This window comes from Pseudomonas sp. KBS0707, from assembly GCF_005937945.2.
GTDB classification, from domain to species: Bacteria; Pseudomonadota; Gammaproteobacteria; order Pseudomonadales; family Pseudomonadaceae; genus Aquipseudomonas; species Aquipseudomonas amygdali.
This window is the reverse complement of record NZ_CP041754.1, coordinates 348959-374960: the sequence shown is the minus strand read 5'-3', so window position 1 is coordinate 374960 and position 26002 is coordinate 348959. Positions and strand designations below refer to the sequence as shown.

The 26002-nt window shown below is 59.7% G+C and carries 18 protein-coding genes; 6 read left to right on the top strand and 12 right to left on the bottom strand.

Features of this window, described 5'->3' with window-relative positions; all coding sequences use genetic code 11:
* Positions 1-31: 31 nt before the first annotated feature.
* From gltB to FFH21_RS01795, 9 genes are all read right to left on the bottom strand, one after another.
* Positions 32-4477 (bottom strand): glutamate synthase large subunit, encoded by a 4446-nt coding sequence (gltB, locus tag FFH21_RS01845; RefSeq protein ID WP_004667265.1) that lies wholly within the window; start codon positions 4475-4477, stop codon positions 32-34.
* Positions 4478-4837: 360 nt separating this feature from the next.
* A complete protein-coding gene (locus FFH21_RS01830) occupies positions 4838-6457 on the bottom strand; it encodes an SPOR domain-containing protein (RefSeq protein ID WP_004667264.1) in 1620 nt (539 codons plus the stop codon).
* Positions 6458-6467: 10 nt separating this feature from the next.
* Entirely contained in the window at positions 6468-7571 is a 1104-nt protein-coding gene (gene aroB / locus FFH21_RS01825; RefSeq protein WP_002551658.1) for a 3-dehydroquinate synthase, read from the bottom strand.
* Between the two features lie 115 nt (positions 7572-7686).
* A complete protein-coding gene (gene aroK / locus FFH21_RS01820; protein WP_002551657.1) occupies positions 7687-8205 on the bottom strand; it encodes a shikimate kinase AroK in 519 nt (172 codons plus the stop codon).
* Between the two features lie 4 nt (positions 8206-8209).
* Positions 8210-10315 (bottom strand): type IV pilus secretin PilQ, encoded by a 2106-nt coding sequence (gene pilQ / locus FFH21_RS01815; RefSeq protein WP_011167465.1) that lies wholly within the window; start codon positions 10313-10315, stop codon positions 8210-8212.
* A gap of 47 nt (positions 10316-10362) precedes the next feature.
* Positions 10363-10890, bottom strand: a complete 528-nt coding sequence (gene pilP / locus FFH21_RS01810; RefSeq protein WP_002551655.1) for a type 4a pilus biogenesis lipoprotein PilP — start codon at positions 10888-10890, stop codon at positions 10363-10365.
* A complete protein-coding gene (gene pilO, locus FFH21_RS01805; RefSeq protein WP_002551654.1) occupies positions 10887-11510 on the bottom strand; it encodes a type 4a pilus biogenesis protein PilO in 624 nt (207 codons plus the stop codon). The genes pilP and pilO overlap by 4 nt, the downstream gene beginning before the upstream one ends.
* Positions 11507-12106 carry a PilN domain-containing protein gene (locus FFH21_RS01800; RefSeq protein WP_004654254.1) on the bottom strand — a complete coding sequence of 200 codons (600 nt, stop codon included), beginning with the start codon at positions 12104-12106 and terminating at the stop codon, positions 11507-11509. The genes pilO and FFH21_RS01800 overlap by 4 nt, the downstream gene beginning before the upstream one ends.
* On the bottom strand, positions 12106-13170 hold the full coding sequence (locus tag FFH21_RS01795; RefSeq protein ID WP_002551652.1) for a pilus assembly protein PilM: 1065 nt from the start codon (positions 13168-13170) through the stop codon (positions 12106-12108). Before FFH21_RS01795 ends, FFH21_RS01800 begins: the two co-directional genes overlap by 1 nt.
* A gap of 209 nt (positions 13171-13379) precedes the next feature.
* Here FFH21_RS01795 and FFH21_RS01790 point away from each other — a divergent pair, with 209 nt between their 5' ends.
* Entirely contained in the window at positions 13380-15821 is a 2442-nt protein-coding gene (locus FFH21_RS01790; RefSeq protein WP_371217760.1) for a penicillin-binding protein 1A, read from the top strand.
* Positions 15822-16425: 604 nt separating this feature from the next.
* Here the strand turns inward: FFH21_RS01790 and FFH21_RS01770 are convergent.
* From FFH21_RS01770 to rpmE, 3 genes are read right to left on the bottom strand one after another with little or no spacing between them, the layout of a single operon-like run.
* Positions 16426-17694, bottom strand: a complete 1269-nt coding sequence (locus FFH21_RS01770) for a malic enzyme-like NAD(P)-binding protein (protein WP_011167463.1) — start codon at positions 17692-17694, stop codon at positions 16426-16428.
* A 19-nt stretch (positions 17695-17713) separates the two neighbouring features.
* A complete protein-coding gene (locus tag FFH21_RS01765) occupies positions 17714-18484 on the bottom strand; it encodes a thermonuclease family protein (protein ID WP_230383529.1) in 771 nt (256 codons plus the stop codon).
* 13 nt (positions 18485-18497) lie between these two features.
* Positions 18498-18719, bottom strand: a complete 222-nt coding sequence (gene rpmE / locus FFH21_RS01760) for a 50S ribosomal protein L31 (RefSeq protein WP_002551648.1) — start codon at positions 18717-18719, stop codon at positions 18498-18500.
* A 169-nt stretch (positions 18720-18888) separates the two neighbouring features.
* On the opposite strand from rpmE, the gene FFH21_RS01755 reads away from it, so the two are divergent.
* The 5 genes from FFH21_RS01755 to hslU all read left to right on the top strand — a co-directional run bounded on the left by FFH21_RS01755 (position 18889) and on the right by hslU (position 25950).
* The gene (locus FFH21_RS01755; protein ID WP_005752528.1) at positions 18889-21108 is read left to right on the top strand and encodes a primosomal protein N'; all 2220 of its coding nucleotides are present in this window, start codon (positions 18889-18891) and stop codon (positions 21106-21108) included.
* Positions 21109-21205: 97 nt separating this feature from the next.
* The gene (gene argS / locus FFH21_RS01750; protein WP_011167461.1) at positions 21206-22942 is read left to right on the top strand and encodes an arginine--tRNA ligase; all 1737 of its coding nucleotides are present in this window, start codon (positions 21206-21208) and stop codon (positions 22940-22942) included.
* Position 22943: 1 nt separating this feature from the next.
* Complete coding sequence (locus tag FFH21_RS01745) at positions 22944-23639, top strand: SPOR domain-containing protein (RefSeq protein WP_002551645.1); 696 nt, start codon at positions 22944-22946, stop codon at positions 23637-23639.
* A 376-nt stretch (positions 23640-24015) separates the two neighbouring features.
* Positions 24016-24546 carry an ATP-dependent protease subunit HslV gene (hslV, locus tag FFH21_RS01740; protein ID WP_002551644.1) on the top strand — a complete coding sequence of 177 codons (531 nt, stop codon included), beginning with the start codon at positions 24016-24018 and terminating at the stop codon, positions 24544-24546.
* Positions 24547-24612: 66 nt separating this feature from the next.
* Entirely contained in the window at positions 24613-25950 is a 1338-nt protein-coding gene (hslU, locus tag FFH21_RS01735; RefSeq protein WP_011167460.1) for an ATP-dependent protease ATPase subunit HslU, read from the top strand.
* Positions 25951-26002: the final 52 nt, after the last annotated feature.

Below are 26002 nucleotides of genomic sequence, written 5' to 3'. Positions count from 1 at the left end.
GCGGTTTGAAGCTCACCGCTAGCAGCTGCTTTTATTGCGGATTCGCCCGAGTGCTGGAGAGCAGCGATTTCAGGTTGGCAGCCTTGGGCTTGACCAGCCAGAAACGACGCAGGTAGTCGTCCAGGTTTTCCGCAAGATTGCGGCCCCATTCGCTGTCGGTTTCAGCCACGTACTCGTTGAGAACGCTCTGCAAGTGTGTGCGATAGGCTTCCATCGACTCGCCGCTGATGCGCTGGATCTCGACCAGCTCATGGTTGACCAGGTCAACGAAGGTGTTGTCCTGGTCGAGCACATAGGCGAAACCGCCCGTCATACCGGAACCGAAGTTGTAGCCGGTCTTGCCCAGTACGCAGACGAAACCACCGGTCATGTATTCGCAGCAGTGATCACCAGTGCCTTCCACAACGGTGTGGGCACCCGAGTTACGCACCGCGAAACGCTCGCCCGCCGTGCCCGCCGCAAACAGCTTGCCGCCGGTTGCGCCGTACAGGCAGGTGTTGCCGATGATCGCGCTCTCGTTGGTCTTGAACGGGCTGCCCTTGGGCGGCACGATCACCAGCTTGCCAGCGGTCATGCCCTTGCCGACGTAGTCGTTGGCATCGCCTTCCAGATACATGTTCAGGCCACCGGCGTTCCACACTCCGAAGCTCTGACCGGCAGTGCCTTTGAAGCGGAAAGTGATCGGTGCCTTGTTCATGCCCTGGTTGCCGTGCAATCGGGCGATTTCGCCGGAAATCCGTGCGCCAATGGAACGGTCGCAGTTACAGATGTCCAGTTCATACTCGCCACCGCTGAGGGATTCAATGGCCGGCTTGGCCATCTCCACCATCTGCTCGGCCAACAGACCCTTGTCGAACGGCGGGTTGCGATCTACCAGGCTGAACTGAGGCTTGTCAGCCGGAATGTGGTCGCTGCCCAGCAATGGTGTCAGGTCCAGATGCTGCTGCTTCTCGGTTTCGCCCGGCAGGATATCCAGCAGGTCGGTACGACCGATCAGCTCTTCCAGCGTGCGAACGCCAAGCTTGGCCAACCACTCACGGGTTTCTTCAGCCACGTAGGTGAAGAAGTTGATCACCATATCGACGGTGCCGATGTAGTGGTCCTTGCGCAGCTTTTCGTTCTGCGTCGCAACGCCGGTAGCGCAGTTGTTCAGGTGGCAGATACGCAGGTATTTGCAGCCCAGCGCGATCATCGGCGCGGTGCCGAAACCGAAGCTTTCAGCACCGAGAATGGCCGCCTTGATCACGTCCAGTCCGGTTTTCAGGCCACCGTCGGTCTGCACCCGGACCTTGCCGCGCAGGTCGTTGCCGCGCAGGGTCTGGTGAGTTTCGGCCAGACCCAGCTCCCAAGGCGCGCCAGCGTACTTGATCGAGGTCAGCGGCGATGCACCGGTGCCGCCGTCGTAACCAGAAATGGTGATCAGGTCGGCATAGGCCTTGGCCACGCCAGCGGCAATGGTGCCAACGCCTGCTTCTGCCACCAGCTTGACCGAAACCAGCGCTGCCGGGTTGACCTGTTTCAAGTCAAAAATCAGCTGCGACAAATCTTCGATGGAATAGATGTCGTGGTGCGGCGGCGGCGAAATCAGCGTCACGCCCGGTACGGCATAGCGCAGCTTGGCGATCAGGCCATTGACCTTGCCACCCGGCAGCTGCCCGCCCTCGCCCGGCTTGGCACCCTGTGCAACCTTGATTTGCAGCACATCGGCATTGACCAGGTATTCGGGCGTTACACCAAAGCGGCCCGTGGCGATCTGCTTGATCTTGGAGCTGCGGATGGTGCCGTAACGCGCCGGATCTTCGCCGCCTTCACCGGAGTTGGAACGCGCGCCCAGGCGGTTCATTGCCTCAGCCAGCGCTTCGTGAGCCTCCGGCGACAAGGCACCCAGAGAAATACCGGCCGAATCGAAGCGCTTGAGGATTTCGCTCAGCGGCTCGATTTCGTCGATGTTCAGCGGCTGGTCAAGCGTTTTGACCTGCAGCAGGTCGCGAATCATCGACACCGGACGCTGGTCTACCAGCGAGGTGTATTCCTTGAACTTGCTGTAGTCGCCCTGCTGCACGGCGGCTTGCAGGGTGCTGACCACGTCCGGGTTGTAGGCATGGTATTCGCCACCAAACACGAACTTGAGCAGACCGCCTTGCTGGATCGGCTTGCGCGTGCTCCAGGCTTCGGCTGCCAGCGCTTTCTGTTCGGCTTCAATATCGACGAAACGCGCGCCTTTCAGGCGGCTCGGCACACCGCGGAAACTGGTGTCGCAAACTTCCTCGGACAGACCGATGGCTTCAAACAACTGCGCGCCACGGTAGGACGCAACGGTCGAGATACCCATCTTCGACAGGATCTTGAGCAGGCCCTTGGTGATGCCTTTGCGGTAGTTCTTGAAGACTTCGTACAGATCGCCCAGCACTTCGCCAGTACGGATCAGATCGCCCAGCACTTCATAGGCCAGGAACGGATAGACCGCCGACGCGCCGAAGCCGATCAACACCGCGAAATGGTGCGGGTCACGCGCGGTTGCGGTTTCGACCAGGATGTTGCTGTCGCAGCGCAGGCCCTGTTCGGTCAGACGGTGGTGAACCGCGCCGACCGCCAGCGAAGCATGCACCGGCAGTTTGCCCGGTGCGATGTGTCGGTCGCTCAGCACGATCAGGGTACGACCGGCACGCACGGCCTCTTCGGCCTGATCGGCAACGCTGCGCACAGCGGCTTCAAGACCCAGGCTTTCATCGTAGTTCAGGTCAATGATGTGGCGTTCGAAGCCCGGACGCTCCAGGTTCATCAGCGAACGCCATTTGGCTGGCGAAATGACCGGCGAACTAAGGATTACGCGTGAGGCGTGCTCTGGCGATTCCTGGAAGATATTGCGCTCGGCACCGAGGCAGATTTCCAGCGACATGACGATGGCTTCACGCAGCGGGTCGATCGGCGGGTTGGTGACCTGCGCGAACTGCTGGCGGAAGTAATCGTAGGGCGAACGCACACGACGCGACAACACCGCCATCGGTGTGTCGTCACCCATCGAGCCCACAGCTTCCTGGCCCTGTTCACCCAGCGGGCGCAGCACCTGATCGCGTTCTTCGAACGTGACCTGATACATCTTCATGTACTGCTTGAGCTGCTCGCTGTCGTAAAAAGCCGAGCCGTGGTCGTTGTCTTCCATGGTGGCCTGAATGCGCAGGGCATTCTTGCGCAGCCATTGCTTGTACGGATGACGCGACTTGAGACGGTTGTCGATGGCGTCGGTGTCGAGGATCTGACCGGTTTCAGTGTCCACGGCAAAGATCTGCCCAGGACCAACGCGGCCCTTGGCGATAACGTCTTCAGGCTTGTAGTCCCACACGCCGATTTCCGACGCCAGGGTGATGTAGCCGTTCTTGGTCGTGACCCAGCGCGCCGGGCGCAGGCCATTGCGGTCGAGCAGGCAGACGGCATGACGACCTTCGGTCATCACGATGCCGGCCGGGCCGTCCCACGGCTCCATGTGCATGGAGTTGTATTCATAGAAGGCGCGTAGATCCGGGTCCATGGTCTCGACGTTCTGCCACGCAGGCGGAATGATCATGCGCACGCCACGGAACAGGTCGATGCCGCCGGTCACCATCAGCTCAAGCATGTTGTCCATGCTCGATGAGTCCGAACCCACGCGGTTGACCAGCGGGCCCAGCTCGTCCAGATCCATCAGGTCGTTGGTGAACTTGGTGCGGCGCGCCTGTGCCCAGTTGCGGTTGCCGGTGATGGTGTTGATCTCGCCGTTGTGGGCAAGAAAGCGGAACGGCTGCGCCAGCGGCCATTTCGGCAGGGTATTGGTGGAAAAGCGCTGGTGGAACACGCAAATGGCAGTCTGCAGACGCTCGTCGCTCAGGTCCGGGAAGAAGGCCGTGAGATCGGCCGGCATCATCAGGCCTTTATAAATGATGGTCTTGTGCGAAAAGCTGCAGATGTAATGATCGGTATCTGCGGCGTTGGACACTGACGAACGGCGGCGCGCGCTGAACAGTTTGATGGCGAATTCCTGATCGCTCAGGCCTTCACCACCAATGTACACCTGCTCGATTTTCGGCAGGCGCTCCAGTGCCAGACGGCCCAGGACGCTGGTATCGATCGGCACCTGACGCCAGCCGACCAGTTCCAGGCCCTCGGCGAGGATCTCGCGGTTCATGTTTTCGCGTGCGGCGTCCGCCTTGGCGTCGTCCTGATTAAGGAACACCATGCCCACAGCATATTGGCGGGGCAGATCGGCACCGAAGTGCTCTTTGGCCATCGCACGCAAGAAGCCATCGGGCTTCTGAATCAACAGACCGCAACCGTCACCGGTCTTGCCGTCGGCGTTGATACCGCCACGGTGGGTCATGCAGGTCAGGGCCTGAACGGCCGTCTGCAACAGGTGATGACTGGGCTCGCCCTGCATATGAGCGATCAGGCCGAAGCCGCAGTTATCCTTGAATTCATCTGGTTGGTACAGACCTGCTTTCATAGACACTTTCTCACCAGGCTGCCTCTATACGAGGCAAATTTCCTTTTAATTCAACCAATTACCTGTCACGCCGAACGTACGCCAGCTTCGGACAGGCAAAACGGAGGTCATTGTACACAGCGACACAAGGGCTAACAAATTTAACGACGACTGGTTGATAATCAATGTCGCAATTATGAAAGTTTTAAAACGGGTCGCTGTGCTAGTCAAAGCATTTCTTCAAGTATCTGACTGACGCGACGGGAGACTGTAAAGCGCTTGTAACGCAGACGCCGCAAGGCGCGCACCAATCAGGTGGCGCGCTTTGCGGGTTAAGTCAGGCTGGCTGGGTGAAGCGGCCCGGATAAGGCCGCTGCGACTTCAGCGACTGGCACCAAGCTCTTGTTGGACGCTGGCGACAGTACGGGGCCAAGGTTTACCAGCCTGAACCTTGGCTGGCAATACTTTGATGGCTGCCAGGGCGGCAGCACGGTCAGGAAAGTTGCCATACGTGATGACGTACAGCGGCTTGCCCTGCAGGGTTTTCTTGAAATAACGGTACTCGCCACCTTGCTCTGCGATGTAGGCCTGAGCGGTCGCTTCGGAGCTGGTGCCCAGAATCTGTACCACATAATGGCCTGGCGCCTGACTGCTGTACCAATTGCTACCGGCAGCCGGTTTGGCGGCTGCTGGCGCAGGTTTTTCCGCAGGCTTGGCAGCCGGGGCCGGAGCGGGCTTGGCTGTGGCGACCTGAGCAGGCGCAGGTGCAGGCGCTGGCGCTGGCTTGGCGGCTGGGGCAGGAATAGACGAGCGTGGCGTCTGGGCAGCAGCCTGACCGGCAGGCACGCCCGCAGGCGGCGCAGTGGTGGTCACGGTCGGCGGCTGGGCAGGCGAACCTGTCGGTACCGCGTCTTCGTCGGAATCACTCGACCCGGCTGCTTCAGCCAGCGGGCCGCGCATCACCGGTTGCGAGTTGCCATTCATCGGCAGCGGCATCGGCTGGGAATTGCCCGCGAACTCGATGGCCGGGCTACCGTTGTTCGATTGCTGAGCAGTTGGCTTGCCCTCGCCCAGCGGCAATTGCGCCTGAGCAGAAGCAGGGGCATTGGCTGGCGTGCCCGTTTTGTCACCGCGACCCGGGATCAGCACTGCTGCTGCCACGGCCACTATGACGACGGCACCCAAGGCCAATACGTGTTTTTTCGGCATGTTGAACCCCACACTTGGACGCTTGACCACGGAACGACTCGCGATCATCGCCTCGATCATTGAATCGCGGGCTACCTGGTTGATTGCCCCAGGCCAGCCATCGGACTGTTCATGAATATCGGTGATCTGGTCGGCAGTGAACAACGCGATTCCTTGCCCTGCACCCTCCAGACGCTGAGCCAGATACTCTCGGGTTTCCTCTTCCGTATAGGGTTGCAGCTCGATGACGTGAAAGCGTTCGCCTTCGACATCGCCCTGCAGGTCGGCACACATCTGATCGAGACGATCGAGCAGCGATGGCTCTCCGAACAGGAATACATGCGGACGCCCTTCAGGCGTTCCCGCAGCAAGACCCAGCAACGCTTCGAGCGCCGAATCGCCCAGTTGTTCCGCGTCGTCAACCAGCAAGTAGACTTCCTGGCCGGTCAGCCCGAGCTGCACGACCTGCGACAGGATCGCCTGCATTTCAGCCTGGGCAACGCTCAGCGCCTGGGCAACCTGCTGCAGCACACCTGCCGCATCGCCAGCGCCGCGTGCAGAAACCACAACGCTTTGCACCGACTGCTTGTTGGTGCTTGCTACCAGCGCCTGACGCAGCAGGGTCTTGCCGCTGCCCTGCGGCCCGGTCACTGCCAGCAACAACTGGCTGTAACGCGCCAGATGATGAAGCTGACCCAGTACAGGCTTGCGCTGGGCAGGAAAGAATTTGAAGCCAGGTACCCGCGCTGCAAAGGGGTCATGACTCAACTGATAATGGCCGAGGAAGGCCTCGTCGGCATGCAAACTAGTCATGGGTTTTCCGTTAACCTCTAAGCTGATCCACCAGGGCGCGATAGTCCGCAACCAGAGTGGCCTGTAATACTTCTTTTGGATAATCGTCCGTGATAACCGCTTCACCCATCTGGCGCAACAGCACCAGACGCAAGCGACCGTCGATGACTTTCTTGTCGATCGCCATGTGTTCGAGGAAATTGTCTTCCGTCATGTCCTGTGGTGGCACCACAGGCAGCCCGGCGCGCTGAAACAGGCGAATACCGCGATCCCGATCCTGCGTGCTGATCCAGCCCAGACGCGAGGACATTTCCAGCGCCATGACCGTACCAGCAGCTACCGCCTCGCCATGCAGCCAGACACCATAGCCCATATGCGTCTCGATGGCGTGACCGAATGTGTGACCCAGGTTCAATGTGGCGCGAACACCGGACTCACGCTCGTCGGCGCCGACCACCAGCGCCTTGGCTGCACAGGAGCGTTCGATGGCCACGGTCAGCGCCGCCTGATCCAGTCCGCGCAGCGCGTCGACGTGCTCTTCAAGCCAGGTCAGAAACGGCTCGTCGCAGATCAGGCCGTACTTGATGACCTCTGCCAGCCCGGCGGACAGCTCACGCTCGGGCAGGGTATTGAGCGAGGTGGTATCGATCAGCACGACGCTTGGCTGATAGAAGGCCCCCACCATGTTCTTGCCCAACGGGTGATTGATGCCGGTCTTGCCGCCGACCGAGGAGTCCACCTGGGACAGCAACGTGGTGGGGATCTGGATGAAATTCACGCCGCGCTGATAACAGGCGGCAGCAAACCCGGCCATGTCGCCAATCACACCGCCGCCCAGGGCGATGACCGTGGTGCGGCGATCATGACGAGCGGTCAGCAGGCCATCGAAAATGGTCTGCAGGGTTTCCCAGTTCTTGAACGCCTCGCCATCGGGCAGAACAATCGGAAGAACGTTGTAACCGGCCAGGGTCTGCGTCAGACGCTCCAGATACAGCGGTGCCACTGTCGTGTTGGAAACGATAGCCACCTGACGCCCGACGATATGCGGGGTCAGGAGCTCTGGCTGATCCAGCAGGCCTTCGCCAATATGGATCGGGTAGCTACGCTCACCAAGCTCGACCTTAAGTGTCTGCATGTGTCCCCACATTGATTACCGGTTGGACGGTTTGTGCTTCAGCAGGTGATGACGCAAGGCCATGCACCGTCGCTGTTTTGCTGGTCGACGAGAATAGCGCATTTTCGCCTGCGCTTTAACGGGGAGGAAGCTCTGCAAGGCGCGCCAATATCTCGAGAACCACCATTCGGGGTGGCCGCTCATCGGTTTCAATCACCACGTCGGCGATTTCCCGATAAAGCGGGTCGCGGATAGCCAGCAATTCGCTCAGCACCCGGGCCGGATCAGCGGTACGCAACAAAGGACGATTTCGGTCACGCGCGGTGCGCCCGACCTGCTGTTCTATGGAAGCATGCAGATACACCACGCGCCCACCGGCACGCAACGCCTGACGGTTTTCACCGCGCATGACGGCACCGCCACCGGTGGCCAGAACCAGGCCATCGGCTTCGCACAGCTCGGCAATCATGGCCTGCTCGCGCTCACGGAAACCCGGCTCGCCTTCCTTGTCGAAGATCCACGGGATATTGGCGCCCGTGCGCAACTCGATTTCCTTGTCGGAATCCTTGAACGGCAGTCGCAACTCTTTGGCAAGCAAACGGCCGATGGTGCTTTTGCCAGCACCCATCGGCCCCACAAGTATTAAATTTCGCACAAAATCAACGACTCACAGAAATCGCCTGGTTGTTCATGATACGCGGAGTCAAAAATACCAACAGCTCGGATTTGGACTCGGATACCACATCGCGCCTGAAAAGCCGGCCAAGATACGGTACATCGCCAAGAAATGGCACTTTATCGACAACTTTACTTTGCGTATTTGAGAACACACCACCAATGACGATGGTTTCGCCATCGGAAATCAGCACTTTGGCGTTGACCTCGTTTTTCTTGATCGGTGGTACGCCAAGCACCGCATTCAGGTAGTCCGGCTCATCCTTGGTGACCTTGACCTCCATGATGATGCGGTTATCCGGCGTGATCTGTGGCGTTACCTCAAGCGACAGCGAGGCCTCCTTGAAGCTCACCGTGGTTGCACCGCTGGAGCTGGATTCCTGATACGGAATCTCGGTGCCCTTGAGGATCTTGGCGGTTTCCTTGTCGGAAGTGACTACCTTGGGCTGGGAGACGATTTCACCGTTGCCGGTCTTCTCCATCGCGCTCAGTTCAAGGTCCAGCAACGTATTGTTGGTGACGAAGCCCAGGCCAATGCCGGAGGTTGCGCCAGATGCGCCCATATCGACAAACGGCACGTTGGAGGTCACGTTACTGCCAGTGTTACCTGCCTCATCGCCATTATTATCAAGGCCATAGGTTGTCCATTTTCCATTGCCGCTGGTGTTGGTCGAGCCGCCCCAGCGCACACCCAGTTGCTTGTTGTAATCGACATTGGCCTCGACGATGCGCGCCTCGATCATCACCTGACGCACCGGAATGTCCAGTTGCGAGACGATGCGACGCAGTTCGTCGAGCCGGTCCTGGGTTTGATAGGCAATGATGTTGTTGGTCCGGTCGTCCACAGTGATCGAGCCACGCTCGTCGGTCTTGGACTCGGCGCTGGTCACCGACTGGAACAGCTTGGCGATATCGGCAGCCTTGGCGTAATTAACCTGCAACAATTCACGACGCAGGGGCGCCAGCTCGGCGATCTGCTTGAGCGATTCAAGCTCCTGACGCTCGCGGGCAGCAATTTCATCGGCGGGCGCGACCAGCAGAACGCTGCCGACCTTGCGCTTGTCCAGGCCCTTGGTTTTCAGCACCAGGTCCAGCGCCTGATCCCATGGCACGTTCTGCAGACGCAGAGTAATACCGCCCTGAACCGTGTCGCTGGCCACCAGATTGAGGTTGGTGAAGTCGGCAATCAGTTGCAGCACCGAGCGTACATCGATGTCCTGGAAGTTCAGCGATAGCTTTTCACCGGTGTACACCGGTTTGTCAGCGGCGCGGCGGTCAAGATCCTCATTGGTCAACGGCCGCACACTGATGGTCAGCTTGTTTTCGGTCTGAAACGCCGAGTAGTCGAAGGCACCCGACGGTTCGATCAGAATACTGGCCTTGTCACCCGTAGCCGACGCACTGACAAACTGCACCGGCGTGGCGAAGTCCTTGACGTCCAGCCGCACGCGCAGCGGTTCGGGCAGTTGGGTCTTGGCGAAGTCGACACGGATCTTGCCGCCCTGCTCCTGAATATCCGGGGCGATACCGGGGTTGCTCAGGTCTATGATCACATTGCCTTCACCCAGCTCGCCGCGCTGGAAATCGACATTCCTGATAGCCTTGACGCCCGCAGGGATAAACGGTCTGGCAGATGCCGGAGTGGGTGGCGGCACCGCTACCCGTTGCGCGCCCATCGCGGTGGTTGGCTGGGAAGCCTGCGCAGCGGCTGCGCCCTGACCGATAACCACGTAAAGGTTGTTGCCGTCGACGCGGGAGCTGTAGGGCGAAAGCATGGTCAGGTTGATGATTACCCGCGTGCGGTCCTGAGCCTGTACAACGACCACGCTGCGTGCGTTACCGTTACCGAGCTCACGGCTTTTGGTCGCCAACTGACTGGTCACGCCCGGCAGGTCCAGCGCAATACGCGCAGGTTGCGCCGTGGTGTAACCGCGCGGCGCAGGCACCGGCGAGTCGAATGCCAGCTTGAGCTCGATGCGATCACCCGGCAGGGCGGCGACATCCAGGGTCTTGAGGTTGGCAGCCTGGAGAACCGGCGAAAGCATCGCGATGCATAACGACACGCCGATAATCGAGAGAATCCGGGTCATGATCAATTTCCGTTGAGCGCTACTGTGCATACTTGGCCTTGCCCACTTCATGAGCGTTCTTTGAGGGCGATAGTGCGCGGCCTTTCCAGCCAGGCCCCCTCTCCATCAGGAACAATTTCAATGACATCTACCTGCGCATCACCGATTGACACTACCCGGCCGTTGTTACGGCCCAGGTAATCTCCCACCTTGACGCGATGAACGCCTCCCGCACCGCGCAGCAGGGCAAATGTCCCTGACTCGTTGCCAATCGTGCCGACCATCTCGAACGACTCGATATTGAACCCTTCCAGGAACTGCCTGACCCGGTGCTCGTCCGGTGCTACCAGCCGCGAGCCCTTCTGGCGGTTGAGCAGGTCGATCTTGACCGGAGGCTGAAAAGGACTGCGCAGCGTAGAGGCGTTGTAGGTGAACGCTTCATACGGACGAAACTTCGGCAGGGCCTCGATAGTGCCGCTCGGGCGCGCTCTGGCCTGATCCATGAACGCCGACAGGTCGGCAAAATCATTGTCATTACCGCAACCGGCCAACCCTGTCATAACCACACTGACGCACAGCAATCGCGCCGCCCTCATTTCTTCAGCCCTTCATCGTTGTAGCGGTAGGTCTTGGCCAGAATGCTCATGCGCAACTTGGTCGGCACCTTCGGATCGACCGGTTTGATCTCGAAATCATGCAGCGTGACGATGCGCGGCAGGCTGGCGACACCGCTGACGAAGGTTGCCAGGTCGTGATAACCACCGACTACCGTGATCTGTATCGGCAGCTCGATGTAGAACTGCTGGACCGCCTCGGGCAGCAGCTTGATTTCCTCGAACTCAAGCCCGCTTCCCAGTCCGGTCCGGGTTATATCCTCAAGCAAGCCAGGCACTTCGGTGTCGCTGGGCAATTGCCGCAGCAGGGCCCCGAAGGTGTTTTCCATTTCTTCCATCTGCTTCTTGTAAGGCTCAAGGTTGGCAGCCTGGAAGGCCTTGTTGGAAAACTGCTCCTTGAGCGTCACTTCACTGTTCTGTGCGCTTTCCAGCTGGGTTTCCAGGTCCTGAATAAAGAAGAAGTAGCCCAGTGCGAAAATCAGTACCGCGACCAGCACGCCGGCAATGGCCTTGACCGCTGCTGGCCAGGAACCCAGGTTGTTCAGGTCCAGCTCGCTCAGGTCAACCTTGCGAAGCCCTTCCAGCCATTCAGACATATTCATGGCTTGGCTCCTGTAGCAGGCGTAGTTGCAGCGGGTGCAGCCGCGGCAACCGGCGGCTGGGTCTGACGCACTGTCAACTGAAAGACGTTGGCCTGATCCACGGCCCCTGCAGTCGTGGCCTTCACTTCGGTCAGGCTCGGCGCTTCCAGCCAGTCAGAGGCTTCAAGGTTGCGCATCAGGTCGGAAACCCGGTTGTTCGATTCGGCAGCGCCACTGATGGCAATCAGCTTGTCGGTCATTTTGACCTGCGAGAAATAAACGCCATCCGGAAGAGTGCGCGCCAGTTGATCGAATACACGCCCCGTGATCGGGCGGTTGCCTTGCAGGTCCTGAATGATCTTCATGCGCTCAAGTAACTGTTTGCGACGCGCCTTCAGGTCGCTGATCTCCTTGATGCGTATATCGAGCTGAGCGATCTGCGTCTGCACAAACGCGTTGCGCGCCATCTGATGCTCAATGGCGTTGCTGACGTAACGATCAATCAGAAACAGAATACCGACTGACACCACCAACACGCCGACCAGCGCGGTCAGGAAGCGCTTTTTACGTTCTTCGCGAAGCTCTTCGCGCCACGGTAATAAGTTGATCCGCGCCATCAGTCGAAGCTCCTCAACGCCAGACCGCACGCGATCATCAACGCGGGAGCGTCACTGGCCAGCGCCCCGGCATTGACCTTGGAGCTCAGGGCCATGTCGGCAAACGGGTTAGCGACCATCGTCGGGGTGCCAATGCGTCGTTGAATCAAATGCTCCAGCCCTGAAATCGAAGCCGTGCCGCCTGCCAGCATGATGTGATCCACGGAGTTGTATTGACCGGCCGCAAAGAAGAACTGCAAAGAACGGGAGACCTGCTGCACCAACGCATCCTTGAAGGGGTCCAGCACCTCGCTGACATAGTCGTCGGGCAACCCGCCCTGCTTCTTGGCAAGCCCGGCCTCCTCCATGGAAAGGCCATAGCGGCGCTGGATTTCGTCAGTCAGCTGGCGGCCGCCGAACAGTTGCTCGCGGGTATAGATGATCCGGCCATGATGCAGCACGCTGAGGGTGGTCATGGTGGCGCCGATATCGACCACCGCCACGGTAAGCTCGTCATGACCGTTACCCAGTTGCGCAGCCAGCAGGCCGAACGAGCGCTCCAGGGCATAGGCCTCGACGTCCACCACGCGCGCGGTCAGCCCGGCCAGAGCCAGCGCCGCCTCACGCACTTCGACGTTCTCTTTGCGGCAGGCAGCCAGCAATACTTCGACGCGTTCGGGATTGCGCACCGAGTAGCCCTGCACTTCGAAATCGATGGCGACTTCTTCCAGCGGATAAGGGATGTACTGGTCAGCCTCAAGCTTGAGCTGGTTTTCCATGTCGTCGTCGGAAAGACCGGCGTCCATTTCAATCGTCTTGGTGATCACGGCGGAACCGGCTACGGCGACCGCCACGATCTTGACGCTGGTCTTGGCCTTGGCGAGCACGCGAGACAGCGCCTGACCAACTCCTTCGAGCTCGGCAATATTCTTTTCGACGACAGCGTTGGCCGGCAACGGCTCGACTGCGTAAGACTCGACCTTGTAACGAGTGCCGGAACGACTCAATTCCAGGAGTTTTACCGAGGTGGAGCTAATATCGATCCCTAGAAGGGTGTTGGCCTTCTTACTGAAGAGTTCGAACACAACCTGATTCCTATGAGTTTCCGCCACTTACGGAGTTATTTCGGGCCAACGTCACTGTCGACAGCCTTGACAGTAGCGCAAATCACGCTCGTGGACGAAAAATGCTTATAATGCCCAGCGATTTTTTCATTTAAGAAAGCTTCAAGGCGTGTTCATTTGTAAATGCCTGCGCTTAACCCATTATTTTTTCTGGAAATCCAAAAGCCTTGATACGCCTGCTGAAGTTTTTCTGGTGGTCCCTCGTCGCGGTATTCTGCTCGCTGTTGCTTGGCCTGAGTGGCGCGTTTCTCTACCTGAGCCCGACCCTGCCATCGGTTGAAGCGCTGCGAAGCATTCAACTGCAAATTCCCCTGCGCGTATTCAGCAGCGACGGCAAGCTGATTGCCGAGTTTGGCGAGATGCGCCGCACGCCGATTCGCTTCGCGGAAATTCCGCCCAACTTCATCAACGCCCTGCTATCGGCCGAAGACGACAACTTTGCCAACCACTATGGCGTCGACCCGAGCAGCCTGATGCGCGCTGCCACACAACTGGTAAAAAGCGGCCATATTCAGTCAGGCGGCAGTACCATCACCATGCAGGTCGCGAAAAACTTCTTCCTGACCAGCGAAAGAAGCTTTTCACGCAAAACCACCGAGATTCTGTTGGCCTTGCAAATCGAGCGCCAACTTACCAAAGACGAGATTCTCGAGCTGTACGTCAACAAGATTTATCTGGGTAACCGCGCCTACGGAATCGAAGCCGCGGCGCAAGTCTACTATGGCAAATCGATTCGCGATGTAAGCCTTGCGCAAATGGCCATGATTGCCGGTCTGCCCAAGGCGCCGTCACGCTTCAACCCGCTGGCCAACCCGACCCGCGCCAAGGAACGCCGCGACTGGATCCTCGGCCGCATGTATCGCCTGGGCAAGATTGACCAGACCGCTTACCAGACAGCCTTGAACGAACCGCTCAACGCCAGCTATCACGTGCCGACGCCGGAAGTGAACGCGCCGTACATTGCTGAAATGGCGCGCGCCGAAATGGTCGGCCGTTACGGCAGCGAGGCCTATACAGAGGGCTTCCGCGTCACTACCACGGTGCCGAGCGACCTTCAGGAACACGCCAACAAGTCCATCCAGCAGGGCCTGATTGATTACGACCAGCGCCACGGCTATCGCGGCCCGGAAAGCCGCTTCCCGGGCATGACGCGCGCCAACTGGGTACAGGAACTGACCAAACAACGCATGATCAATGGCCTCGAGCCCGGCATCGTGACCCAGGTCGACAAGACCGGCTTGCGCGTGCTGACCCGCAACGGCGAGAAGGAAGAAACCGTCGATTGGGCCACCATGAAGTGGGCGCGGCCTTATCTGAATACCAACAGCCTGGGCGCGAATCCGAAGCAGCCAGGCGATGTTGCGAAGGTGGGCGATCTTGTTCGGCTGTTGCGCCAGGACGACGGTTCGCTGAAATTCAGTCAAATTCCCGTCGCGCAGAGCGCCCTGGTCTCGCTTGACCCGCAAAACGGCGCCATTCGTGCACTGGTCGGCGGCTTCGCTTTCGAGCAGAGCAACTACAACCGCGCCATGCAGGCCAAGCGTCAGCCGGGCTCCAGCTTCAAACCGTTCATCTACAGCGCTGCACTGGATAATGGCTACACCGCCTCCAGTCTGGTGAACGACGCACCCATCGTGTTTGTCGACGAGTATCTGGACAAGGTATGGCGTCCGAAAAATGACACCAACACCTTCCTTGGGCCGATCCGCCTGCGCGAGGCGCTGTACAAGTCTCGCAACCTGGTATCGATCCGCCTGCTCCAGGCCCTCGGTATCGACAGCACCATCGACTACATCACCCGCTTTGGCTTCTCCAAGCAAGACTTGCCGCGCAACCTGTCGCTGGCATTGGGCACGGCTACATTGACCCCCATGGAAATCGCCACCGGCTGGGCCACCTTTGCCAATGGCGGTTACAAGGTCAGTCCTTATCTGATCCAGACCATCGAGAACCGTGACGGGCAGACCCTGTTTGTGGCCAATCCGCCAAGCGTTCCGGCCAACGACGTCAATACTGCGCCCAACACATCGACCTTTGCCGTGCATGATAGCCCGAGCGTGATCGCAGGCCCACTAGGGACACCGGCCCAGCCGCAAGCGCCCGCCGTTGCAGAGCGCGTTGTGGATGGCCGCACGACCTACATTCTGAACAGCATGTTGCAGGACGTAATCAAGCGCGGCACCGGACGGCGCGCTCTGTCGATGAACAGGCCGGATATCGCCGGCAAGACCGGTACGACCAACGATTCCAAGGATGCGTGGTTCTCCGGTTACAACGCGGACTATGTGACAACTGTCTGGAGCGGCTTCGATCAGCCTGAAAGCCTTGGTCGTCATGAATTTGGCGGTACGGTCTCCCTGCCGATCTGGATGGACTACATGAGCGCTGCACTCAAGGACAAGCCACCGCATCAGCAGGCAGAACCGCCGGGCATCCTCAGCCTGCGCGTAGACCCACTGAGCGGCCGCGCTGCCACGCCCAGCACGCCGAACGCGTTCTTCGAACTGTTCAAAAGCGAAGACACACCGCCAAGCGTCAACGAACTGGGCGGCAGCAGCGCACCGGGCAGCCCGTTGCCAGCGGATGAGTCAGCACCGATCGATTTGTTCTGATAGCACTGCGCAGGCAGGTGACGCAGAGCGTCACCCAAGGCATTCCCACGCGGGAGCGTGAGGAAAGATGATCCCAACTATCCTGTTAATCCCAACTATCGTGCGACGCTCTGCGTCGCATGCCGTTCTGGACGCTCCGCGTCCTCTTTTGATTCAGCGGCGCTGCGCAGATTTGTGACGCGGAGCGTCACCCAAGGCATTCCCACGCTGGAGCGTGAGGAACGATGATCCCCACTATCCCGTTAATCCCAACTATCGTGCGATGCTCCGCGTCGCATGCCGTTCTGGACGCTCCGCGTCCTCTTTTGATTCAGCGGCGCTGCGCAGATTTGTGACGCGGAGCGTCACCCAAGGCATTCCCACGCTGGAGCGTGAGGAACGATGATCCCAACTATCCTGTTAATCCCAACTATCGTGCGACGCTCTGCGTCGCATGCCGTTCCGGACGCTCCGCGTCCTCTTTTGATTCAGCGGCGCGGCGCAGATTTGTGACGCAGAGCGTCACCCAGGGCATTCACACGCTGGAGCGTGAGGAACGATAATCTCAATTCCAGGCATAAAAAAACCCCTGCATCGCTGCAGGGGTTTTTTATTGGGTCAGGGATCAGCCCTTGAACACATCGTCCACGCTGGTCAGCGGGTAGTGCTTCGGATACGGCAGGGTGGCAACACCGCTCTCGATGGCTGCCTTGGCAACTGCATCGGCGATCAAGCCCAGCAGGCGGGTGTCCATTGGTTTCGGGATGATGTACTCACGACCGAATTCCAGTTTGATACCGCCGTAGGCATCGCTGACTTCCTGAGGAACAGGCAGTTTGGCCAGTTCACGCAGGGCGTTGGCTGCAGCGATCTTCATTTCTTCGTTGATACGCTTGGCGCGAACGTCCAGAGCACCGCGGAAGATGAACGGGAAGCCCAGAACGTTGTTGACCTGGTTCGGGTAATCCGAACGGCCGGTCGCCATGATCACATCGCTACGGGTGGCGTGAGCCAGCTCCGGGGAGATCTCCGGGTCCGGGTTCGAGCAGGCGAACACGATCGGGTCCTTGGCCATCAGCTTGAGGTTTTCAGCGCTCAGCAGATTAGGACCTGACAGGCCCACGAATACGTCAGCGCCATCCAGCGCATCGGTCAGCGAGCGTTTCTCGGTCGCGTGAGCGAACACAGCCTTGTACTGGTTCAGGTCGGTACGGCCGGAGTGAATGACGCCGGTACGATCGACCATGAAGATGTTTTCGATCTTCGCGCCCATGCTCACCAGCAGCTTCATGCAGGAGATGGCTGCAGCGCCAGCGCCCAGGCAGACGATCTTCGCGGTATCGAGGGTTTTACCGACAATTTCCAGTGCGTTGATCATGCCGGCAGCAGTCACGATAGCGGTGCCGTGCTGGTCATCGTGGAAAACCGGGATGTCGCACTGTTCGATCAGCGCTTTCTCGATTTCAAAGCACTCAGGTGCCTTGATGTCTTCCAGGTTGATGCCACCGAAGGTGATGGAGATACGTTTTACGGTGTCGATGAAGGCCTGTGGGCTTTCGGAATCGACTTCGATATCGAAAACGTCGATACCGGCGAAACGCTTGAACAGAACCCCTTTACCTTCCATGACCGGCTTGGAGGCCAATGGGCCCAGATCGCCGAGGCCGAGAATAGCGGTGCCATCGGAAATAACTGCTACCAGGTTGCCTTTGCCGGTGTACTTGTAAGCCAGCTCGGGGTCACGGGCAATTTCACGCACGGGTTCAGCAACGCCAGGGCTGTAGGCCAGAGCCAGGTCACGAGCGGTTGCAGTCGGCTTGGTGAGTTCGACGCTCAGCTTCCCCGGACGAGGATTGGCATGGTATTCGAGCGCGGCAGTTTTCAAATCTGACATGTATTGGATTCCGCTTTTTTTACTGTGGGACAGACGGACCGCCGAGGATACGCAAGATGCATAGTCCTAACAAGACTGGCCAGCCACTGCTGTCAATAGGCACAGGATTAGACTTTACGCTTAGATGCCTGAAACGTGAACAACCGGCCACCCATCGCCAGACAACTGGCCAAAAGGCAGTATCTATCGACCTGACGGGCTCAGCATCGCGGGGTGGTTGCACGCTCTTGACCTGACCGGACACAATCGCAAAGCCGCTTTTGCTCAGCCTGGTCGAGGGCTGAACCGGCGGGTCGCGCCACACACCCAATTGCGCCTGCCGCGCCGCACGTTCGGCAACTTGCTGGCAATCGACCAGCGCAACGTTGGGCGCAACGGCCACCAGATACCCCAGCCCTTCGCTGAGCAACTGCACCTCAAGGTTTGCACCCTTGCGATCATAGACGTTGGCCAGAGTACGACCGTAATGGTCCTTGCCCTGCTGGCCGACACGCAAACCGATCTGACCGCCGCTTTCATCCACCAGTGCCTGCAAACGTCTTTTCGCAGCCTCGGCAAACGGCTCGGCAGACTGGCCTTTCTTGCCGGTCTCAGGCGTGTTGAGCCCAATCATCCGCACGCTGCGACCATCACTCAGACGCAGCGTGTCGCCATCGACCACGCGCTGCACCTGTGCAACCGGCAACGAAGCAGGCGCAGGACAGAAGGCCTGCGCGCCGGACACCCAAATCGCGGGCATAAAAAAGACGCCCACAAGGAGCGCCTTTTCAAGCAGTCTGGAGATGCCCATGGGGCAGCCAGTCTTACTTCGCTTTGGTAGCGCCGAACGCACCGAAACGGGATTTGAACTTGTCGACACGGCCGCCAACGTCAAGCGTCTTCTGCTTGCCGGTGTAGAACGGGTGGCACTCGTTGCACACGTCCAGGCTCAGCGGAGCGGCCAGGGTGGAACGGGTCTTGATGACATTGCCGCAGCTGCAGGTAGCGTCAATGGCTTCGTAAACTGGATGGATATCAGCTTTCATCGGTACTTCCTCGGTCTAACGCGCCGCCATCCAACACTATTGTTGAATACCGCACGGAAATAGGCTGCGGATAGTACCAGACAATTGCAACGACGCAAGCGAACCTTCACACCGGTCGTCTGCTAAGATCGCGCCTCCGTCATCACTTATCACCACAGGGAAACAACGCGTGCCCGACGCCATCCTGCGCCTTGCCCTGCCCTCGCCGCTTCGCCGCCTGTTCGACTACCGCGCTCCTGCGGGCGTGTCGCGTAGCGCCCTGCAGCCTGGCATGCGTCTGCGGGTGCCATTCGGGCGACGGGAAATGATCGGCATTCTGGTGGAAGTGGTCGATCACAGCGAAGTGCCTGCCGACAAGCTCAAACCGGCCATCGCCCTGCTCGACAGCGAAGCGCCATTGCCGCCCGCGCTGTTCAAGCTGTGCCTGTGGACCTCGCAGTATTATCAGCACAGCCTGGGCGACACGCTGAGCTGGGCCTTGCCGGTGCTGTTGCGTCAGGGCGAACTGGCCGAAAGTCGCCAGGAACGCTTCTGGCACGTTGCACCGGGTGCCAGCGTCGGCGACCCGCGCATCGCGCGAGCGCCCAAGCAACGCGAAGCGCTGACCACCCTCGCCCAGCACCCGCATGGCGTGGCGCATCAGTTGCTGAGCAAGCTGATGCTTAATAAAGACAGCCTCAACCTGCTGCTGGCCAAGGAGCTGGTATATGTCGAGGTTCGCAGCCACGCACCCAGTGCACGCCATGAACACTGGCTGGCCCAGCCTGAATTGCCGCTCAACACCGAGCAACGCGCTGCTTACGAAGCTATCCGTGCCGGGTTCGACAGCTTTCATGCGTTTTTGCTGGCTGGCGTCACTGGCAGTGGCAAGACTGAAGTCTATCTGCAACTGATCCGCGAAACGCTTGAGGCCGGCAAACAGGCGCTGGTGCTGATTCCGGAAATCAACCTGGGGCCACAAACCCTGGCGCGTTTCGAACAGCGCTTCAATGCCCGCATCGCGCTGCTGCATTCGGCAGTCAACGACCGCGAACGACTGGATGCCTGGCTGGCAGCCCGCGATGGCGAGGCCGACATTATTATCGGCACGCGCTCGGCGCTGTTCACGCCGATGAAAAACCCCGGGCTGATCATCATCGACGAAGAACACGATGGCTCCTATAAACAGCAGGAAGGTCTGCGCTATCACGCCCGTGATCTGGCCCTGGTGCGGGCCCGTCAGGAAAACATTCCGATTGTCCTGGGCTCGGCCACCCCGTCCCTGGAAAGCCTGCACAACGCCTACACCGGCCGCTACGGCCTGTTACGCCTGAACCAGCGTGCAGGCGGTGCGCAACAGCCGCGCTTCATGCGCCTGGACGTCAAAAGCAGGCCACTGGACAGCGGCATTTCCGGGCCGATGCAGCAGGCTATCGGCCAGACGCTTGCGGCAGGTCAGCAGGTGCTGGTCTTCCTCAACCGTCGCGGCTTCGCACCCACCTTGTTGTGCCACGACTGCGGCTGGATGTCTGGCTGCCAGCGCTGCGATGCGCGCATGACCGTGCACCAGCGCTCGGGCGAGCTGCGCTGCCATCACTGCGGGTATGTCGAACGTGTACCGCGCCAGTGCCCGTCCTGCGGCAAAGTGGATTTGCGCCCGGTAGGCGCGGGCACCGAGCGCGCCGAAGAGCGCCTGGCGATCCTGTTTCCGGACTTTCCCGTGCTGCGCGTGGATCGCGACAGCACCTCGCGCAAGGACGCCATGAATCAGTTATTCGCGACCATCCAGCGCGGCCAGCCGTGCATTCTGGTGGGCACGCAAATGCTCGCCAAAGGGCATCACTTCCCACGGGTAACGCTGGTGTCGATTCTGGATGCCGACGGCGGGCTGTTTTCCGGTGACTTCCGGGCCAGCGAGCGCATGGCGCAGTTGATCGTGCAGGTTGCAGGTCGTGCAGGCCGCGCGGAAGAGCCGGGCAAGGTGATCATCCAGACTCATCTGGCCGATCACCCACTGCTGATCCAACTGACCGAGCAGGGTTATTTCGCCTTCGCCGAGCAGGCCTTGAGCGAGCGTCGTTCGGCTGGCTTGCCGCCGTTTTCACACCTCGCCCTGCTGCGCGCCGAAGCGCACAAGCCGGGGCAGGCCGAAGCCTTTCTCGATCAGGCTTGCAGTGACGCCGAGCAACTGGTTGCGCAAATGGGCCTGGGCGGCATCGAGCTGCTGGGGCCGGTTCCGGCACCTATGGAACGCCGCGCCGGGCGTTACCGGGCACAGCTGCTGATACAGTCCAGCGCACGCGCGCCACTGCACAAATTGCTTGCCACCTGGCTGCTCGCGCTGGAGCAGATGCCCAGCGGACGACAGGTCAGATGGTCGCTGGATGTGGACCCGGTGGATCTTTATTAAGTCACGCCGTTGGCAAGCACGCTTGAGCAACGGATAATGCGGAGTTTTTCCACCCGCGCATCGAAGCGCCACCGCGCTTGCGGTCGAAGAGAGCACAATGAAAGACACCATTCGCCAGCTGATTCAACAAGCCCTGACCCGTCTCGTCACCGAGGGCGTCTTGCCAGAAGGGCTGACGCCGGCGATTCAGGTGGAAAACGCCCGCGACAAGACGCACGGCGATTTCGCCAGCAATATCGCGATGATGCTCGCCAAGCCTGCCGGCATGAAACCGCGCGATCTGGCTGAAAAGCTGATCGCCGCCCTGCCTTCCGACGAGCAGGTCAGCAAGGTCGAAATTGCCGGTCCGGGCTTTCTGAACTTCTTCCAGAACACTGCGGCGCTGGCCGCACGCCTCGACGCTGCACTGGCCGACGCGCACCTGTCAGTCCGCAAGGCGGGCGCTGTACAGCGCGTGGTCGTCGATCTGTCGGCACCGAATCTGGCCAAGGAAATGCACGTTGGCCATTTGCGCTCGACCATTATTGGCGACGGCGTGGCGAACGTTCTGACGTTTTTGGGCGACACAGTCATTCGCCAGAACCATGTGGGCGACTGGGGCACCCAGTTCGGCATGCTGCTGGCCTATCTGCAGGAAAAACCGGCGACCAGCGACGAGCTGTCCGACCTGGAAAACTTCTACCGCGCCGCCAAGCAGCGCTTTGACGAATCCGAAGAGTTCGCCGAGCGGGCGCGAGGCCTGGTGGTCAAGTTGCAGGCAGGCGATGCCGAGTGTCTGGCCCTGTGGACACGCTTCAAGGACATCTCGCTGTCGCACTGCCAGGAAACCTACGAGCGCCTCAACGTCAAGCTGACCCCGGCAGACGTGATGGGCGAAAGTGCCTACAACGATGACCTGGCCAACGTGGTCAACGATCTGAAAGCCACTGGCCTGCTGGTCGAGAGCAACGGTGCGCAATGTGTGTTCCTCGAAGAATTCCGCACCGCCGATGACACGCCTCTGCCGGTGATCGTGCAGAAGGCCGGTGGCGGCTACCTGTACGCCACCACCGATCTGGCCGCCATCCGCTACCGCAGTAAGGTGCTCAAGGCCGACCGCGTGCTGTATTTCGTCGACCAGCGTCAGGCCCTGCACTTCCAGCAAGTGTTCGAAGTCGCTCGCCGCGCCGGTTTCGTCCACGACGGCATGCAGCTGGAACACATGGGTTTTGGCACCATGAACGGCGCCGATGGCCGTCCGTTCAAGACCCGCGACGGCGGCACGGTCAAACTCATCGACCTGCTCGATGAAGCCGAAGAACGTGCCTACACGCTGGTGAAGGAAAAGAACCCGGAAGTCGCCGAGGCCGAGCTGCGCAGCATCGCCAAAGCCGTGGGCATCAGCGCGGTGAAATACGCTGACCTGTCCAAGCACCGCGCCAGTGATTACAGCTTCAACTTCGATCAGATGCTGAGCTTCGAAGGCAATACCGCGCCTTATCTGCTGTACGCCTACACCCGTGTGGCCGGTGTATTCCGCAAGCTGGGCACGCCGTTCGACGCCAGCAAGGGGCAGATTGTCCTGGCAGCACCGCAAGAGCAGGAACTGGCTGCACGTCTGGCGCAGTTCACTGAAACATTGAATAACGTCGCAGAAAAAGGCACACCGCACGTACTTTGTGCTTACCTGTATGACCTTGCGGGTCTGTTTTCGAGCTTTTACGAAAACTGCCCGATCCTTGGTGCGGAAAATCCCGATCAGCAGCAAAGCCGTCTGCGTCTGGCTGCCCTGACCGGCCGCACCCTCAAGCAAGGCCTGGACCTGTTGGGTCTGGAAACTCTGGAGCGTATGTAAGTTGGCAGTTGCGAAGAAGAAACCGGCACCCAAGCGGGGCGCCAGCCGTTATCAGGCACCCGCGAAGAAGCCGATTCCAGGATGGTTGTGGCTGGCGATTGGCTTGACCGTGGGTGCGTTCGTGGTCTTTCTGATGAAGCTTGAACCGGGCGGCGAAGACGTCAAGCGGGTCAAGGCGGACGCCAAGGCCGCGAAGATCGCCGAGGCGAATAAAACACCACCGAGCCCGACGGCTCCGGTCAAGCCGAAGTACGACTTCTACACATTGCTGCCGGAATCGGAAGTGATCGTGCCGAACGAAGCCGTGCCGGAGAAGACCCCGCCGCCTGTGGCACCGACAGCACCGGTCTCGCCGGAGCAGGCAGCCAAGATCGACACGGCACGTGCCCAGGCAGCCCTCAGCGGCCTGACGCCTCCGCCGGCGCCACCGGTTGCCACGACCAAGCCGGCAGCAGTCACGACGTTCTTCCTGCAGGCGGGCTCGTTCCGCAAACAGGCTGACGCCGAGAAAGTCCGCGCGCAGATCATCCTGCTGGGCCAGACGTCTACCGTCGAGTCAGGTACTGTGAAAGATGAAACCTGGTACCGCGTACTGGTCGGCCCGTTCAGCAACCGCGAACAACTGACCACCGCCCAGAAACAACTGGCAAGCGGTGGATTTAGTAACCTGTTGTTGCAACAGCGTCAGAGCCGTTAGTCAAAGCACCTCTGTTTCCATGCTCATCGCGATGTTTCGATGAGTACGAAAAACGGAGCTTCTGCCGGGTCGTCGTAGGAGCGGACTTGTCCGCGATCTGCCGGGAACCGGCAGCAAAACCAGCCGCATCGGTTTATCAGGCGCAGCCGAGGCAGCCTATTCTGGGGCCGCTTCTCAGCCCATCGCGGACAAGTCCGCTCCCATAAAAGCAGGGAGATCGCGGACAAAAGAAGCGTCGTCCGGTCCGCTTAAAGGGTTGGGACAAGAATCGTACGATCATTTCCCCCCGATTTACCCCCAAGGTTGAAATACTCACCCACACCCCCATATGAGTTTGCATCAGGGCATTTTCGCCCCGCAGTGTGGAGACTCTCCCTTGACCACCATCGTTTCAGTGCGCCGCCACGGTAAAGTCGTCATGGCTGGCGACGGCCAGGTTTCTCTGGGCAACACCGTCATGAAAGGCAACGCCAAGAAGGTGCGCCGTCTTTATCACGGTGAAGTAATCGCCGGGTTCGCTGGCGCAACCGCCGATGCATTCACGCTGTTCGAACGCTTTGAAGCCCAGCTGGAAAAACACCAGGGGCATCTGGTTCGTGCAGCTGTCGAGCTGGCCAAGGACTGGCGTACCGATCGCTCGCTGAGCCGTCTTGAAGCAATGCTGGCCGTCGCCAACAAGGACGCCTCGCTGATCATCACCGGCAACGGCGATGTGGTCGAGCCCGAGGACGGCCTGATCGCCATGGGCTCCGGCGGCGCATTTGCTCAGGCCGCCGCACGCGCCCTGCTGCTCAAGACCGACCTGTCGGCACGCGAAATCGCCGAGACCTCGTTGCATATCGCTGGCGACATTTGCGTGTTCACCAACCACAACATCACCATTGAGGAGCAGGACCTCGTCGGCTAAGCCCTTGCCGGGCCGCACAGTCTGCGGCCCCTTCGGCTTGACCGTACCAGAGGACCGTGAATTACCATGTCCATGACTCCCCGCGAAATCGTCCACGAACTTAACCGCCATATCATCGGCCAGGACGATGCCAAGCGCGCCGTCGCCATTGCCCTGCGCAATCGCTGGCGCCGCATGCAGCTGCATGAAGAGCTGCGCGTTGAAGTGACGCCCAAGAACATTCTGATGATCGGCCCGACCGGTGTCGGCAAGACCGAAATCGCCCGTCGCCTGGCCAAGCTCGCCAATGCGCCGTTCATCAAGGTTGAAGCGACCAAGTTCACCGAAGTGGGCTATGTAGGACGCGATGTCGAGTCGATCATCCGCGACCTGGCCGATGCGGCTATCAAGCTTCTGCGTGAACAGGAGATCATCAAGGTCCGTCATCGCGCCGAAGACGCGGCCGAAGACCGTATTCTCGATGCCCTGTTGCCGCCTGCGCGTGTCGGTTTCAATGAAGACCCTGCTCAAAGCAACGATTCCAACACCCGTCAGCTGTTCCGCAAGCGTTTGCGCGAAGGCCAGCTGGACGACAAGGAAATCGAGATCGAGATCAACGAAGCCGTAGGTGTGGATATCTCCGCGCCACCCGGCATGGAAGAAATGACCAATCAGCTGCAGAGCCTGTTTGCCAACATGGGCAAAGGCAAGACCAAGAGCCGCAAACTCAAGGTCAAGGACGCGCTCAAGCTAGTACGCGAAGAAGAAGCGGGCCGTCTGGTCAATGACGAAGAGTTGAAGGCCAAGGCGCTGGAAGCGGTCGAGCAACACGGCATCGTGTTCATCGACGAAATCGACAAGGTTGCCAAGCGCGGTAATTCGGGCGGTGTCGATGTGTCCCGGGAAGGCGTACAGCGCGACCTGCTGCCGCTGATCGAAGGCTGCACCGTGAATACCAAACTGGGCATGGTCAAGACTGACCACATCCTGTTCATTGCATCTGGCGCGTTCCATTTGAGCAAGCCAAGTGATCTGGTCCCCGAGCTGCAAGGTCGTCTGCCGATCCGCGTTGAACTCAAGGCGCTATCGCCGCAGGACTTCGAACGCATTCTCAGCGAGCCACATGCGTCGTTGACCGAACAGTATCGCGAGCTGCTCAAGACCGAAGGCCTGAAGATCGAGTTCAAGCCTGAAGGCATCAAGCGTCTTGCCGAGATTGCCTGGCAGGTCAACGAGAAAACCGAGAACATCGGTGCCCGTCGCCTGCACACGCTGCTTGAGCGTCTGCTTGAGGAAGTCTCGTTCAGCGCTGGCGATCTGGCTATCAGCCCTGACGCAGCACCGATTGAAATCGATGCAGAATACGTCAACAGCCACTTGGGCGATCTGGCCGAAAACGAAGACCTCTCGCGGTATATCCTTTAAAGCTGCAAGCGGTTAGCTACAAGCTGCAAGAGGTTCTCCTCTTGCAGCTTTT